This window comes from Streptomyces sp. NPDC003016 (assembly GCF_053591455.1).
In genome coordinates this window covers 1-15,604 of the sequence record NZ_JBSFTV010000028.1, presented here as the reverse complement: position 1 = coordinate 15,604, position 15,604 = coordinate 1, and the positions used below count along the sequence as shown (strand labels likewise).

The 15,604-nt window shown below is 68.2% G+C and carries 12 protein-coding genes; 5 read left to right on the top strand and 7 right to left on the bottom strand.

Annotation, left to right across the window (positions count from 1 at the left end; translation table 11 throughout):
* The first annotated feature begins 67 nt into the window (after positions 1 to 67).
* From rsmG to ACWDZ4_RS23295, 4 genes are all read left to right on the top strand, one after another.
* Complete coding sequence (gene rsmG / locus ACWDZ4_RS23310) at positions 68 to 784, top strand: 16S rRNA (guanine(527)-N(7))-methyltransferase RsmG (protein ID WP_344495931.1); 717 nt, start codon at positions 68 to 70, stop codon at positions 782 to 784.
* A 253-nt stretch (positions 785 to 1,037) separates the two neighbouring features.
* Positions 1,038 to 2,114 (top strand): ParA family protein, encoded by a 1,077-nt coding sequence (locus ACWDZ4_RS23305; protein ID WP_451510411.1) that lies wholly within the window; start codon positions 1,038 to 1,040, stop codon positions 2,112 to 2,114.
* Entirely contained in the window at positions 2,111 to 3,208 is a 1,098-nt protein-coding gene (locus tag ACWDZ4_RS23300; RefSeq protein ID WP_451510327.1) for a ParB/RepB/Spo0J family partition protein, read from the top strand. Before ACWDZ4_RS23305 ends, ACWDZ4_RS23300 begins: the two co-directional genes overlap by 4 nt.
* Positions 3,209 to 3,515: 307 nt before the next feature.
* Positions 3,516 to 4,133: a GNAT family N-acetyltransferase gene (locus tag ACWDZ4_RS23295; RefSeq protein WP_451510326.1), complete on the top strand. Its 618-nt coding sequence runs from the start codon at positions 3,516 to 3,518 to the stop codon at positions 4,131 to 4,133.
* 76 nt (positions 4,134 to 4,209) lie between these two features.
* On the opposite strand, the gene trxA is transcribed toward ACWDZ4_RS23295, so the two are convergent.
* The 7 genes from trxA to ACWDZ4_RS23260 all read right to left on the bottom strand — a co-directional run bounded on the left by trxA (position 4,210) and on the right by ACWDZ4_RS23260 (position 13,848).
* Positions 4,210 to 4,557 carry a thioredoxin gene (trxA, locus tag ACWDZ4_RS23290; RefSeq protein WP_344495934.1) on the bottom strand — a complete coding sequence of 116 codons (348 nt, stop codon included), beginning with the start codon at positions 4,555 to 4,557 and terminating at the stop codon, positions 4,210 to 4,212.
* 46 nt (positions 4,558 to 4,603) lie between these two features.
* On the bottom strand, positions 4,604 to 5,578 hold the full coding sequence (trxB, locus tag ACWDZ4_RS23285; RefSeq protein ID WP_451510325.1) for a thioredoxin-disulfide reductase: 975 nt from the start codon (positions 5,576 to 5,578) through the stop codon (positions 4,604 to 4,606).
* A 124-nt stretch (positions 5,579 to 5,702) separates the two neighbouring features.
* Positions 5,703 to 6,602 carry a zf-HC2 domain-containing protein gene (locus ACWDZ4_RS23280; RefSeq protein WP_451510324.1) on the bottom strand — a complete coding sequence of 300 codons (900 nt, stop codon included), beginning with the start codon at positions 6,600 to 6,602 and terminating at the stop codon, positions 5,703 to 5,705.
* Positions 6,599 to 7,303, bottom strand: coding sequence for an RNA polymerase sigma factor SigM (gene sigM / locus ACWDZ4_RS23275; protein WP_451510323.1), 705 nt, complete (start codon positions 7,301 to 7,303; stop codon positions 6,599 to 6,601). Before sigM ends, ACWDZ4_RS23280 begins: the two co-directional genes overlap by 4 nt.
* Positions 7,304 to 7,331: 28 nt before the next feature.
* Positions 7,332 to 9,050, bottom strand: a complete 1,719-nt coding sequence (locus ACWDZ4_RS23270) for a serine/threonine protein kinase (RefSeq protein ID WP_451510322.1) — start codon at positions 9,048 to 9,050, stop codon at positions 7,332 to 7,334.
* A gap of 120 nt (positions 9,051 to 9,170) precedes the next feature.
* Entirely contained in the window at positions 9,171 to 11,387 is a 2,217-nt protein-coding gene (gene murJ, locus ACWDZ4_RS23265; protein WP_451510321.1) for a murein biosynthesis integral membrane protein MurJ, read from the bottom strand.
* A gap of 157 nt (positions 11,388 to 11,544) precedes the next feature.
* Positions 11,545 to 13,848: a DUF6049 family protein gene (locus ACWDZ4_RS23260; protein ID WP_451510320.1), complete on the bottom strand. Its 2,304-nt coding sequence runs from the start codon at positions 13,846 to 13,848 to the stop codon at positions 11,545 to 11,547.
* Between the two features lie 182 nt (positions 13,849 to 14,030).
* On the opposite strand from ACWDZ4_RS23260, the gene ACWDZ4_RS23255 reads away from it, so the two are divergent.
* Positions 14,031 to 15,473 carry a CCA tRNA nucleotidyltransferase gene (locus tag ACWDZ4_RS23255; RefSeq protein WP_451510319.1) on the top strand — a complete coding sequence of 481 codons (1,443 nt, stop codon included), beginning with the start codon at positions 14,031 to 14,033 and terminating at the stop codon, positions 15,471 to 15,473.
* Positions 15,474 to 15,604 lie beyond the last annotated feature (131 nt).

The following is a 15,604-nucleotide window of genomic DNA, read 5'->3' as shown; positions in this document are numbered from 1 at the left end:
GGGCCGATCTTTGTCAGCCTGATAGTCAGCCACCAGTGCGGTAGCGCGGTACGGAAGGACGGTCCCCGTGACGGAGGAAGCAGCGCTTCCCCAGGCGCCTGAAGAGGCACGGGCGGTATTCGGTGAGTGCTTTCCAGAGGCCGTCCGGTACGCGGAACTGCTCGCGGATGCCGGAGTCGAGCGAGGTCTGATCGGTCCGCGTGAGGTGCCGCGGTTGTGGGAGCGGCACTTGCTGAACTGTGCGGTGCTCTCCGAGGTCGTTCCCGAAGGGGTCACGGTCTGTGATGTGGGGTCGGGCGCCGGGCTTCCGGGCATCCCGCTGGCGCTGGTGCGTCCGGACCTGAAGATCACCCTGTTGGAGCCTCTTCTGCGGCGTACGAACTTCCTTCAGGAAGTGGTCGAGCTGTTGGGCCTGGAGCACGTGACGGTGGTGCGTGGCCGCGCGGAGGAAGTCCTCGGGAAGCTGCCGCCGGTTCATGTGGTGACGGCGCGGGCCGTGGCACCGCTGGACCGGCTGGCCGGCTGGGGCGTTCCCCTGCTGCGTCCGTACGGGGAGATGCTGGCGCTCAAGGGTGACACCGCCGAGGAGGAGCTCAAGAGCACCCGTTCCGCGCTGAGCAAGCTCGGTGTGGTGGAGACGGAGGTGCTGCATGTCGGTGAGGGCGTGGTGGACCCGTTGTCCACGGTGGTGCGCGTGAAGGTCGGGGAGAGCCCCGGCGGGGTGCGATTCGCGGCCAAGCGGGCCAAGGCGGCGCGGACGGGGCGTACGCGTCGGCGCCGGTGATCTGCGCTGCCTGTCAATGATGTTGCGCATGATCTGCCATATGTACGTATTTCGGAGTGTCGTGACGGTGTAGCTGCGGAGCCGGTGCATCGTGTTTCACGTGAAACACCGCTCTCTGCTGCATGGAATCATCAGCCGCACTCGTGAGGCTGCCGCGCCGCGCGACCGCAGGCCCGTGAGGGTTACGGAGTTGTTCACAGAGGTGGATTCCTCCACAGAAGAACGGGCCTCGCTGGTTCATGACCCCGAAAGCATGGCAGGCTCTGTGCATTGCGAGCCTGAAGTCGAGGAGAGTGAATCCTTGCGGTCCGACGCCAACATCGCGGGACCGATGACCGACCCGGTCCCCGGTCCCCGAACCGAATCGGAGGGGGAGGATGTTTCACGTGAAACACCGCCCCCGATGGACGACACCCCCATTGGTCGTGCTGCTCAACTGGCGGTAGAGGCTTTTGGTCGCGCCGGTGAGGGGATGCCCCGGCCTGAGCAGACCCGCATCATGGTGGTGGCCAACCAAAAGGGCGGCGTCGGGAAGACCACGTCGACGGTCAACCTTGCCGCTTCGCTCGCGCTGCACGGTGCACGCGTCCTGGTGATCGATCTCGACCCGCAGGGCAACGCCTCCACGGCGCTGGGGATCGACCATCACGCCGAAGTCCCCTCGATCTATGACGTCCTGGTGGACAGCAGGCCGCTCTCCGAAGTGGTTCAGCCGGTCCCGGACGTCGAAGGCCTCTTCTGCGCCCCGGCCACTATCGATCTCGCCGGTGCAGAGATCGAGCTGGTGTCGCTGGTGGCGAGGGAGAGTCGCTTGCAGCGAGCCATCCAGGCGTACGAGCAGCCGCTGGATTACATCCTCATCGACTGCCCGCCTTCGCTGGGCCTGCTGACGGTCAATGCCATGGTCGCCGGTGCGGAGGTGCTGATTCCCATCCAGTGCGAGTACTACGCGCTCGAAGGCCTGGGGCAGCTCCTTCGGAACGTCGATCTGGTGCGGGGGCATCTCAACCCGGACCTGCATGTGTCAACGATTCTGCTGACCATGTATGACGGAAGGACGCGGCTCGCCTCTCAGGTGGCTGACGAAGTGCGTACGCACTTCAGCAAGGAAGTGCTCAGGACGAGCATCCCGCGGTCCGTGCGTATTTCCGAAGCACCGAGTTACGGGCAGACCGTGCTCACCTATGACCCGGGGTCCAGTGGGTCGCTGTCGTACCTCGAAGCGGCGCGTGAGATCGCGCTGCGGGGCGTCGGGGTGCATTACGACCCGCAGCATGCCCACTCGGGCAGCCAGAACAGTCAGCAGAGCATGCCGGAGGGGATCCAGTGAGTGACCGACGTAGAGGATTGGGGCGCGGGCTCGCTGCGCTGATCCCGCCCGCTTCACCGGAGAAGCCGGGCGTTTCCGTAGGGCTGGCTTCGACGTCCCCCGGGGCGGTGCCGGTGCTGACCGCGGAGCGCGGAGTGGCCGCCGCCAAGGTGACTTCGCTTCCTGCGGCTTCTGTTTCACGTGAAACAGAAGCTCCCGTGCGGAAGCGGGAGCCGGTAGAGCTCGATGAAGTCGCCGGAGTTCACTTCGCTGAGCTGCCGCTGGACTCCATCAAGCCGAACTCGAAGCAGCCCCGTAAGGAGTTCGACGAGGAAGCCCTCGCGGAACTGGTCACCTCCATCAAGGAGGTGGGCCTCCTCCAGCCCGTCGTCGTACGGCAGTTGGGACATGAGCGCTATGAGCTCATCATGGGTGAGCGCCGCTGGCGGGCCTGCAAGAAAGCAGGGCTGGAGAGGATCCCCGCGATCGTCCGGGCCACGGAGGACGAGAAACTGCTCCTCGACGCACTGCTGGAGAACTTGCACAGGGCTCAGCTCAATCCGCTGGAAGAGGCAGCGGCGTACGACCAGCTGCTCAAGGACTTCAATTGCACGCATGACCAGCTGGCCGACCGGATCGGGCGCTCGCGCCCGCAGGTCTCCAACACGCTGCGTCTGCTGAAGTTGTCGCCTTCGGTGCAGAGCAAGGTCGCGGCGGGTGTGCTGTCCGCCGGTCATGCGCGGACCCTGCTCGGCGTGGAGGACTCGGAGGAACAGGACCGTCTGGCGCACCGCATCGTGGCCGAGGGACTGTCGGTGCGTTCGGTCGAGGAGATCGTCACTCTGATGGACTCACATCCACAGAGCTCTCCCAAGGCGAAGAGCCCGCGGGCGGGCACCAGGGTGTCGCCTGCTCTGACTGGTCTCGCTTCCCGGCTTTCGGACCGGTTCGAGACCCGAGTGAAGGTCGACCTGGGGCAGAAGAAGGGGAAGATCGTCGTCGAGTTCGCCTCGATGGACGATCTGGAGCGGATTCTCGGGACGCTTGCCCCCGGTGAGGGGCGGGTCCTGCAGAAGGGACTCACCGAAGAGAACGCGGAGGAGGACGAGAGCTGAGCTCTCGGTCGAGCCGTTGCAGGGCGGGTCGTGTTCCGGAGCAAACCGGAACACGACCCGCCCTTTGCTTTCCCACGGTGTCCGTCCGATCGCATGGTGGATACGATGCGTTCTGGTATGGCACATCCACCTTGGTTCACTTGAGAGGGAGGTTGGGGGTCATGCGATCGGTGAGCCGCAGCCGACTGGTGACAGCAGGGCTGAGTGTCGGGGCAGTCGGCGGGTTCGTCGGCAGTCTGCTCCGGGAACGGGGCGTTCTGGCAGCCGCCCGCGATGCGGCAGGCGAAGGAAGCGAGGAACATCCTTCATGGGGCGTCGGCTCGTACCGCTCACGCTGGACAATCTTCCGGACCTTCCCAAGCGCTGCCGGTCCTGTGTCTTCTGGGAGCTTGATCCGGTCAGTGGAGAAGCAGCCTTGAAGGCGGGCACCCCCGAGCTGGAGAAGGAAGCCTGGATCTCAGCTGTTCTGCTGGAGTGGGGGTCCTGCGGGCGAGTGGTCTACGTCGACGAGGTCCCGGTGGGCTTCGTTCTGTACGCGCCGCCGGCGTATGTACCGCGGTCGACGGCGTTCCCCACCAGTCCGGTGTCCCCGGACGCTGTGCAGCTGATGACGGCCTGGATCATGCCCAGCTATCAGGGGCAGGGGCTGGGGCGGGTGATGGTGCAGACCGTTGCCAAGGACTTGCTGCGACGGGGATTCAAGGCCATCGAGGCGTTCGGCAACGCCCGCTGGACGGAGCCCGCGTGTCTGTTGCCCGCCGAGCACCTGCTGTCGGTCGGCTTCAAGACCGTACGTCCGCATCCGTTGCATCCCCGGTTGCGGCTGGAGCTGCGGACGACGCTGTCCTGGAAGGAAGACGTCGAGCTTGCTCTCGACAGGCTGCTGGGGGCGGTCCAGAAGGAACCGGTGCTGCGTCCGCTGTGAGAGTGGGAAAACGTGTGTGGGCTCATCCCTGTCAGGGATGAGCCCACACACGTTTCACGTGAAACAGGAGAGGCGGTCAGGCCGTGGTGACCTCGTCGCCGATGAAGTCACCGAGGTCGCGGACGATCGCGGCCTTCGGCTTGGCGCCGACGATGGTCTTGACGACCTCGCCGTTCTGATAGACGTTCAGCGTCGGGATGGACATCACGCCGTACTTGGCGGCGGTGTCCGGGTTCTCGTCGATGTTGAGCTTGACGACCTCGATCTGGTCGCCGTGCTCGGCCGCGATGGCCTCGAGCGACGGGGCGATCTGACGGCACGGACCGCACCACGCGGCCCAGAAGTCGACCAGTACGGGCTTGTCGCTCTTGAGGACATCCTGTTCGAAGGATGCGTCAGTCACGTTCTTCAAGGTGCCGGCCACGGCAGCCTCCTTAACTTCGGGTGGGGTGTGGGGTGGGGAGGGAAGATCAGACGGTGGCGGTCTTCTCGGGCTCGGCCACCTTCTCGGTGTCGGCGAGAGAGGCCAGGAAGCGCTCGGCGTCGAGCGCGGCCGAGCAGCCGGTGCCCGCAGCCGTGATGGCCTGCCGGTAGGTGTGGTCGACGACGTCACCGGCGGCGAAGACACCGGTGAGGTTCGTGCGCGTCGACGGCGCGTCGACCTTCACGTAACCCTCGCCGTCCAGCTCCAGCTGACCCTTGAACAGCTCGGTGCGCGGGTCGTGGCCCACGGCGATGAACAATCCGGTGACGGGCAGCGGCGTGGTCTCACTGGTCTTGGTGTCCCGCAGCGTCACACCCGCGAGCTTCTGGTCGCCCTGGAGCTCGGCAACCGCGCTGTTCCAGGCGAACTTGATCTTCGAGTCGGCGAAGGCGCGGTCCTGCATGGCCTTGGAGGCGCGCAGGGTGTCCCGGCGGTGGACGATGGTGACGGACTTCGCGAAGCGGGAGAGGAAGGTCGCCTCCTCCATCGCGGTGTCGCCACCGCCGACCACGGCGATGTCCTGGTCCTTGAAGAAGAACCCGTCGCAGGTGGCGCACCAGGAGACACCGCGTCCGGAGAGCGCGTCCTCCTTGGGCAGGCCGAGCTTGCGGTGCTGGGAACCCGTCGAGACGATGACCGCCTTGGCGCGGTGGACCGTACCGGCGGTGTCCGTGACGGTCTTGATGTCGCCGGTGAGGTCGACGGACACGACATCGTCCGGGACCAGCTCGGCGCCGAAGCGCTCGGCCTGGGCACGCATGTTGTCCATCAGGTCGGGGCCCATGATGCCGTCGCGGAACCCGGGGAAGTTCTCCACGTCGGTGGTGTTCATCAGAGCACCGCCTGCGGTCACCGCACCTTCGAACACCAGCGGCTTCAACGACGCACGCGCTGTGTACAGCGCAGCGGTGTAGCCGGCGGGCCCGGAGCCGATGATGATCACGTTTCGGACGTCGCTCACGGGTTTTTTCCTCGTCTCTGCGGACTGCCTGCTGCCTACTGGGGCCTGTCTAGGACTCTCACCCCACCCAACGGATCCTACGGGGCATGCATTCCCGAGGTGTCCGGCCCGTTCCGGCGTGATGTCAGCGGCGGGAGTAGGCGTGTGTCAGCAGAATCTCACCCTTGGCAGGGGGGGCCGCCTCGACACAGGCGGCATCGACGACATAGGCCTGTACCCGGGTGGTGTCGGTGGCGTGCGGCAGTACGACGAGGAAGGCGCTCTTGCCGTTGTAGGTCCCCTTCTCCGCGGCGAGCGGCACGGTGTTGCGTCCGGTGCCGTCCTGGACGCACTGAGGCACGATCGTGTCGGTCCCCCACTTGGGAGAGTTGGGCTCGACGCCCAGGGAAGAGCCGTTCTCGGCCGTCTTGCTCCGGGACATCGGCTGCTTGGCGATCAGATCCCGCACCCGGTCCTCGAGAGCGGTATCGGAGAACTTGTCCTCCGACTTCTTCGTGGCGGAGACCCCACCGTCGGCGGAGGTGTCCTTGTCGGTCTGAGAGTTCGGTGACTGGAACGGCTGCAGCAGGAGTACGCCCATGCCGAGGGCGGCCGTGCCGAGTACTGCGCCGATGACGGCATTGCGCCGACGGCGCTTTGCCCGGCGGTCCCGTCCGGGACCGGTTGCCGCGTGGGGACGGCCGGCGGGGCGGTCCGCGACGGTGGTCTCGGCGACACGCGGTGCGGGCGCTGTTTCACGTGAAACATGCCCGCTCTCTTCGGGCGCCGTGGAGTCCAGCAGCGCTTCGGCTGCCAGAGCGGCGTCGATGCGGCCTGCGACATCGGCAGGTGTGCGCAGCGGGCCGGGGAGGGTACCGAGCAGCCCGCGGATCTCGTCCAGGGAAGTCTGTACGTCGGCGCACAGCGCGCACGCGTCCAGATGGCGACGTACCTCTTCCGTGCGGGAAGGGGACAGGAGGCCCTCGGTGAGATCGGAGATCTCCGAGACGTCCGGGTGCTGAGACGTGCCGGCCGTCGATGTCATGCGCGCTCACCTCCGCCCTTCACAGCAGCAGGATCACTTGGCCCTGCGTCCTTTGGCCCCGATGCCGGTGGGACGGATGCCCCGGGCGTCCGGTTCCTTCCCCCACCGAGGTGATTGCTATCCCCGCCGCTGGCGCGCAGATGGGTGAGCAGCGGCAGCAGCCGGGCACGGCCGCGCGCACAGCGGCTCTTCACCGTCCCTGTCGGTACACCGAGGACGTCGGCGGCCTCCGCCACCGGGTAGCCCTGCATGTCCACGAGCACCAGGGCGGCCCGCTGCTCGGGTGGCAGGGTGGCCAGTGCCGCGATGAGCTCTCGGTGGAGGTCCTGGCGCTCTGCGGGGGCCTCGGCGGATTCATGGGGCTCCAGGAGCTGGTCGAGACGGTCCGCGTCGTCGACCGGTGCGGTCTTGCGGGAGGCCGCCTTGCGGGCCCGGTCGAGGCAGGCGTTGACGGTGATGCGGTGCAGCCAGGTGGTGACGGCGGACTGGCCACGGAAGGTGTGGGCGGCGCGGTAGGCGGACACCAGGGCGTCCTGGACCGCGTCGGCGGCCTCCTCGCGGTCGCCCAGCGTGCGCAGGGCCACGGCCCACAGCCGGTCGCGGTGACGTCGTACGAGCTCACCGAAGGCGTTCGGGTCGCCTTTGACGTGGGCGGCCAGGAGATCCTGATCGCTTGTGGCGCTGAGCGTCACGTCGTCCAACGGTGAGCCCCCTCCCCTGGTGTACAGGTCAGCCGCTGATCCTGATCTCCGAGATTCCGCCACGGAAGGCACTGGGTGATCCATCGGTCGGCAGCTCTGTGATGTGGATCAGGATGTACCGGGTACGGACCGGCTTGTCGAGCTCGGCTTCCAGCTTGTCTGTCACCGGCTCGAGTTTGGTCATCTCCTGTGAGAAATCGGAGACGGCGGACGGGGCCGAGGTGTCTTCTTCGGCGGCGAGCACTTCGACGGTCTGCCCGCTGCGGTACATGTCGATGTCGATGCCGGACACGTCCTCGACGCTGCCGAGATCGACGATGATCCCGCTGCCGTCTTTGCGCTGCGGGAGATTGCCGAAGTTGGCGAAACCCTGGTACTGCCCGGTGATCCAGGCGGTGCCGGTCTCGCCGTCGATGGCGTTCGGTACGTCCTCCGGTTCTATGCCGGAGCCGTTCGGGGCGAACACCGTGGCGTCGGAGATCTGAAGCGGCTTCGGGTCCGGCTTCTTCTTGGGGGCCTCGTCGCCGTTCGGCTGCGAGGTCTTCGTGTCGCCGGAGTCCTTGTTGCGGTCCAGGAGCGTGTCGGCGAGCTGCCAGCTGCCGAGGCCGAGCGCGGTGATGAGCAGCGCGGCCACGCTCCACTTGAGGGCTTTGCCGGTGCGGCTCTGGAGCGGACGGGGCGGGACGGCGGTGATGGGCTGGGTGACGGGCGTGCCCGGGTGCGGGCCCGGCCTGCCGTAGGTGCCCTGCTGGTAGGTGGTGCGCTGGTACTCGGGCGGAGCCGTGAAGGCGGGCTCCGGCGGGCGGATGCGGGGCATCGCGGCGACGGCCTTGGCCAGCTCGTCGGGGGTCGTGCAGGGTGGTTCCTGGCGTGAGGCGGTGGCGCCGTCGTTGACCAGGGCCCGCATGGCGAGCTCCGAAAGGCCCCGGTGGATGCCGGCCCGTACCTGGTCGGGGGCGATCAGTCCGACGCCCTTGGGCAGCCCGGAGAGGCCGTAGGCGTCCTTCTCGTACGGCCAGCGCTGTGTCAGGGCGGCGTACAGCAGCGCGCCGATCGCCTCGGTGTCGGTGCGCTGCGGGCGGTCGGAGGTGATGCCGCGCAGGGCGGCGTTCACCGCGAGTCCGCGGATGCGGTACTGGCCCGAGGAGGTCCGCAGGATGGCGCCCGGGGTGAGCCTGAGGTGGGCGAGGCCCTCGCGGTGGGCGGCGGTCATGGCCTGGGAGATCTGGCTGACGAGCTGGTACGCCTCGTGGGCCTCCAGGGGGCCCGCTGCGAGGAGCGCCGTAAGTTCGGTGGCGTCGGGCAGCCATTCGTGGACGACGTAGACGAGGTCGTTCTCCTCCACCGCGTCCAGGACCTGCACGAACCGGGGGTCGCCGAGCAGTGCCGAGGAGCGGGCCGCGGCGAGCACGGACCTGGCCCGCGGGTGGTCCGCGGGCAGCAGATGCACGCCCACGGCCCGGCGCAGCTTCTCGTCGACCGCGCGCCAACTGCTGAAACCGTCCAGGCGGGTGACGCATTCTTCGAGCCGGTAGCGTCTGGCGAGCTTGTGCCCGCTGTGCAGCTCGGGCGTGGCGATGGGGGGTTCGGCGCCTTGGCGCTCGCCGTCCGCGTCGCCCTTGCTCTCGTCCGCTGGCTCCTGGGCTTTTGCCACCCCGTCGGCCGTGGCCTTGTCCGCCTTGGCGGCCAGCGGTTCATCGCCGCTGTTGTCGGCCACGTCGACGGCAGCCGTGCTACGTTCCGCCACCGTCGTTCCTGCCTCCCCATCCGTTGCGCGCTGTTGAACAGCCATGCCAATTGTGCCCACAGTCCGGTGCTATGCACGACACGCGGCGGCCGATGAAGGTTGTGCGGGGCCGCCCGGCCGTCAGCGCCCGAGTCGTCCGCGCACCATGCCGACCATGGCGTTGAGTTCCACGATCCGCATCCTCTTCGCGGCGAGGAAGAAGACGCCGAGCAGCACGATGCCGCCCACGACCAGCGCCGCGAGCGACCCGAGGGCGTCGCTGCCCAGGACCCGCATGATGCCGAAAGCCGCTGCGCCGCCGAGGACCGCCGCCGGCACGGAGGCACCGGAGAGCCTGGCGTACGTACGCAGGACGTGTGTGCCGTCCAGGTCGCCCCCCAGCCGGTTGCGCAGGCGCCGCCAGGCCACACCGACACCGATGGCGTAGGCCAGCCCGTAGGAGGCGGCCATGCCGACCACGGCCCACTGGGAGGGCAGGACGAAGTAGCAGACGGCGGAGGCCGCGGCGTTGACCGCGGCGACGATGACGGTGTTGTAGAAGGGGGTGCGGGTGTCCTCGTACGCGTAGAAGCCGCGCAGGACGACGTACTGCACGGAGTACGGGATGAGCCCGAGTCCGAAGGCCATCAGAGTGAAGCCCATGGCCTGGGCGCCCTCGTGGCCGGTGGAGGCGAACAGCAGGGTGCACATGGGGACGCCGAGCGCCAGGAAGGCGAACGCGACCGGGACGATCGCGACGGCCGAGTTGCGCAGTCCCTGGGAGATGTCGTCGCGGACGGCGCCCGGGTCGTTGTCGTGCGCGGCGCGGGAGATGCGGGGCAGTAGGGCGGCCATGACGGAGACCGTGATGATGGCCTGCGGCATGCCCCAGATCAGCTGGGCGTTGGAGTAGGCGAGGATGCCCGCGCCGTCCTTGCCGGAAGCCTTGCCCGCGGCGGTCGCGAGCTGCGTGACGACGAGGACGCCGGCCTGGTTGGCGAGGACGAACAGGACGGTCCACTTGGCGAGCTTGACGGTCTTGCCGAGACCGTGGCCCTTCCAGTCGAAGCGGGGGCGGTAGCGGAACCCGGTCTCGCGCAGGTACGGGACCATCGCCAGGGCCTGGACGGCGAGGCCGAGCAGGGTGCCGATGCCCAGGAGCTGGACGCCTTCGTCGGGGATGGTCGTCACGCCCATCCGGGATTCGGCGGAGGTGCCGTACACCCAGATGAACAGGCCGAAGGTGGCGATCATGACGATGTTGTTGAGGACCGGGGTCCACATCATCGCGCCGAACTTCCCGCGGGCGTTGAGGATCTGCCCCATGACGACGTGCACGCCCATGAAGAAGATCGTGGGCAGGCAGTAGCGGGCGAAGGTGACGGCGACGCTGTTGGCCGCCTGGTTTTCGGCGATTGACAGGGACATCAGGCGGATCAGCAGGGGCGCCGCGAAGACCGCGAGGGCCACGATGATGCCGAGCGCGACCATGACGAGGGTCAGGAGGCGGTTGGCGAAGGCCTCGCCGCCGTCCTCGTCGTTCTTCATCGCGCGCACCAGCTGGGGCACGAAGACCGAGTTGAGGCCGCCGCCGACCGTGAGGATGTAGATCATCGTCGGCAGGGTGTACGCGACGGTGAAGGTGTCGCCGAGCAGTGCCGCGCCCAGAGCCGCGGTGATCACCAGGGAACGGACGAAGCCGGTGAGGCGGGAGACCAGCGTGCCCGCGGCCATCAACGCGCTCGACTTCAGCACGCTCGCCGCGCGGCCGGCGGGCTTCTTCGGCGGGGCGGGGGCCGGGGCCGGTTCGGGGGCGGCCGCGGGGGCGGGCTGCCCCGGTGCCTGCTGGTCGCGGTAGAGGTGGGCGAACGCGTCCTGCTCAGCGGGTTCCTCGCCCGCCTTGGTGATCAGGTCGTCCACGCCCACGAACTCGGTGGTCGCGGCATCGTCCCCGTACGGCAGGTGGCGCGAGAAGCCTTCCGGTTCGGGCGGCGGGGTCTGCGCCCACACGTGCGGATCCGGTGCGTACTGCGGCGCGGACGGCTGCTGGTACAGCGGCTGCGGCTCCTGGTAGGTGCCGGGCGGCGGCGGGGGGTGCGAGGCGCGGTCGTAGAGCGCCTCCGTCACCGGGTCCTGCGCGGTGAGGTCCTGGGAGCGGTACGGGTCGTAGCTGTAGGCGTCCTGGACGTACGGGTCCGGGGCGGCATAGGGCTCCTGGCCGGACTCGGGGTGCCGGTCGGACTCGGGATGCTGCGGCGACGGCACATGGCCTGCTGCCGAGGGCTCCGGGGGCGCCCCCCGGAAGGGCACGGTGCCACCCGCGCCCTGTCCACGGTCACCGTCGTACGGCGCGTTCACTGGTGCTCCCCTCGAGCTTCCTGTTCCGGCGAGCTGTGCCCCGCTGGCCGACCATGCTGATCGTGCGGACCGGCCGGGGATCCGGGGACTCTCTCCCGGGAAGACGCTGCATTGCAACCCCACCTCATCGTCCCCGGCCGCCCGGTCACGGTGTTGCTCAACGGTCCACTTTCTCACCCGTGCCCGACGGGTTGCTGCTTTCGGGACCGGTGTCCGGTGTCGGGTCACTCTGCTGCTCGGAGTCGCCGCCCTCGCCGTCGGCCCCGTCGGCGGCCTCACGGGCCGCCGCGCGCTTGCGCTGGGTGTACATCCTGACGCCGGCGAGAACCAGCAGCAGCACACCGCCGGCGATGACAAGCATCACGGTCGGAGTGAACTCGTTGACGTCGACCGTGAACACCATCCGGCGGCCGTACGGCGTGCCGTCCTCGGTGTAGAGCTGGGCGATCACCGGGACCGGGCCGTTGGCGTTGGCAGTGGCGGTGAACTTCACCGACTGGCTGTGACCGCCCGCGACCTTCACCCGCTGCTCGGCGACGGTCTGCCCGCCGTCCATGTTGAGCCGGGTGGGCTTGGTCGACGTGAGCCGCAGCACCAGGTGCTCCACCCCCTGCACCAGCTTGTTCTGAACGGTCACCGGTACCGTCGCGCTGCGCCCCGACAGGGTCGCGTCGGACTTCTGGATGAGCTGCACCTCGTCGGTGAGGCTCATCAGGTAGCTCTGCACCCCGTTGCGGTACGTCTGGGCCTTCGGCCCGTTCCCGCGCCAGGACGACGACATCGCGCGGTTGATCGCGTTGCCGAAGGGGGTGACCACCCGGTCGGGGGCGGTGAGGATCACCTTGAAGTTGTCGAGCTTGGCCTGCGTGGCCTTGATGTCCTGGAACGCCTTGGCCGCGAGCTCCTGCTTGCTCAGCGACCGGGGGTACGAGGACGGCCCCGGCACGTCGGTCGTGGCACGGGCGTCGGGCTCGGCCTTCGCCGCAGCCACCAGGTCCAGCGGCTGAGACCAGCGCTGGGCGTCGAGGCTGTGCAGGGCGCGCGCCATCGACTGGGCCTGGCTCGCGGACGGCAGCCGCTGCGGGGCGACGACGATGCTGCGTTGCTTCTCCTCGTCCTGGAGCGTCACCGCCAGGGTCTGGGCGAGGAACTTCTGTATGGCGAGGGTGGAATCGCCGGCCTTCGACATGTCACCCTCGAAGGCGGTGGAGAGCCGGGCGTCGGCGACGACCGCGGTGGTGCCGCCGCCGATCGGCCGGGCCGCGGTGGGCGTGTACGCCAGGCCCCTCGTCTCCTGGAGGCTGTCGCTGCGGGCGATCACGTTGTGTGCGCCGGCCGAAGTGGCGACATCGACGACCGACGGGTCGACGGCGCCGTTCACCGGCCAGGAGAAGTCGGTGGAAGGTTCCGTGTGGAGGATCGACTTCACGGTGGCGGCGGCGACATCGGTCGCGCGCCGCAGGTGGCTGAGAGAGCCGGGCACGTCCTTGCCACGGTGCGCCAGCGAGGCCAGATCGGGGTCGGCGAACGGCAGGGCGACGACCTTTTTGCCTTCCACCGCCTTCTGGAGATCGCTCAGCCACCGGTTGGCGACGGCCTGGTTCTTGCCGGAGACGGTGGTTTCACCGTCCTCGGACTTGACGTCGTAGCTCTCGGTCATCGCGTTGACCGTGGCGAGCAGGTCCGGGTCGACGACCCAGGTCACCGGCAGTTCCTTGCCGAGCGAGACGAGCTGGTCCAGCCGTCCGCCCGGGGCGAGCTCCGCACCGAGGTCGTCGTTCTCGAAGACCGGGGTCTGCTGCTCGTCCGAACCCGTCTCGGCGGTGAGATGCGTCGAGGAGATCAGCGGCCAGAGGTAGGTGAGCCGGGTCTTCTTCTCCGTGGCTTCGGGCTGCCAGGGCAGGAAGGTCCGCTGGATGCCCAGAGTCTGCTCGTACGGCCGGCTCGGGGTCTGCCCCGACAGGGACACGCCGAGCTGGTAGACGCCCTGATCGTCGAGGTCCAGTTTGTCGACCGGTACCGTGATGCTGAAGTTCTCGCTGATGCCGGCGGGGAGGGTCGCGAATTTCTTGGTGAACTTCCCGCCGAGCTCCGCGCGGTCACGGACGTTCGCATCCCGGCTGTGCCGGGCCGCTGCGTCGATCGCCGTTCTGCCGGACAGGCGCGGCCCCACGCTCAGTCCGACATGCGCGTCGGTGACGGCTTCCTTGCCCCTGTTGGTGACCGTGCCGGAAATGGTGATCTCGTCACCCTCCACCGGAGTGCCGGGGGACAGCGCGTCGAGGGACACATCGACCGTGCGCGAGCCGGTGGCCTTTTCGGCTGCCTGCGCGGGCGCGGCGGCCGGGAGGTACAGAAGGCCCGCCACCAGCGGGGCGCCGGCGAGCAGTCCTGCCGTGCGCCGCAGCCACCGGCGGGCAGGTGAGGGAGTCATCCCCTGAAAGTCTGCCGCCTCGGCCACGCTCTCGCCCGTCCCTCGTCATCGTCTGCTGCCGGTGTTGGTTGTCGGTTCCTGCGTCCACGCATGGTAACGAGGTGTGCTGTGGCAAAGTGCTGCCGAGTGCTCCACGTGATCGGAAGGCTCCTCGGGGCGGCGGTAAACGGGGACGCCCCGGTGGACCGGGGCACGTACTCTTTTCTGTTGTGCCGAACGCCAACGAAGACAATGCCAGTGCCCTGAATCAGGTGCAGCGCCGCGCGGTCAGCGAACTGCTGCGGGTCTCTCCTGTCGCCGATGATCTCGCGCGCCGTTTCCAGGAGGCGGGCTTCGCTCTCGCGCTCGTCGGCGGATCGGTCAGGGACGCGCTGCTCGGCCGCCTCGGCAACGATCTGGACTTCACGACCGATGCCCGCCCCGAGGACGTACTGAAGATCGTCCGCCCCTGGGCGGACTCGGTGTGGGAGGTCGGGATCGCCTTCGGCACGGTGGGGTGCCAGAAGGCGAGCTACCAGATCGAAGTCACGACGTACCGCTCCGAGGCGTACGACAGGACCTCCCGCAAGCCGGAGGTGTCCTACGGCGACTCCATCGAGCAGGACCTCGTCCGCCGCGACTTCACCGTGAACGCGATGGCCGTCGCGCTTCCGGAGAAGGAGTTCATCGACCCGCACGGCGGCCTGGACGACCTCGCGGCCCGTGTGCTGCGCACTCCCGGGACCCCTGAGGAGTCGTTCTCCGACGATCCGCTGCGCATGATGCGCGCCGCGCGGTTCGCCGCTCAGCTCGATTTCGAGGTGGCCCCCGAGGTCGTCGCGGCGATGAAGTCGATGTCCGAGCGCATTGAGATCGTCTCGGCGGAGCGGGTCCGGGACGAGCTCAACAAGCTGATTCTCTCCGCGAACCCGCGCAAGGGTCTGAGGCTGCTCGTCGACAGCGGTCTTGCCGGACACGTGCTGCCCGAGCTGCCGGCGCTGCGTCTGGAGAGTGATGAGCATCACAGGCACAAGGATGTCTATGAGCACTCGCTGATCGTTCTGGAGCAGGCCATGGACCTGGAACAGGGCGGGCCGGACCTGGTGCTGCGGCTCGCTGCGCTGCTGCACGACATCGGGAAGCCGCGGACGCGGCGCTTCGAGGAGGACGGCCGGGTCTCCTTCCACCACCACGAGGTGGTGGGCGCGAAGATGGCCAAGAAGCGCATGACCGCCCTGAAGTACTCCAACGACATGATCAAGGATGTCTCCACGCTGGTGGAGCTGCACCTGCGCTTCCACGGGTACGGCACCGGTGAGTGGACCGACTCCGCGGTGCGCCGGTACGTACGTGATGCGGGTCCTCAGCTGGAGCGGCTGCACAAGCTGACCCGCTCGGACTGCACCACGCGCAACAAGCGAAAGGCGAGCGCGCTGTCGCGGGCGTACGACGGGCTCGAGGAGCGCATCGCGCAGCTTCAGGAGCAGGAAGAGCTGGACTCCATCCGGCCGGACCTGGACGGCAACCAGATCATGGAGGTCCTCGGCACCGGCCCCGGCCCGGAGATCGGCAAGGCGTACAAGTTCCTGCTGGAGCTGCGGCTGGAGAACGGGCCGATGGGCCACGACGCGGCGGTCGCGGCGCTCAAGGAGTGGTGGGCGACGCAGAGCTGAGGTCATGTTTCACGTGAAACATGACGGGGGGCGAATGCGGTGAGGGGTGGTGTTTCACGTGAAACACCACCCCTCACCGCATAGGTGATATAGTATAACAGCGGGCCGGCGCTCTGAGAGAAAGCTCGCAC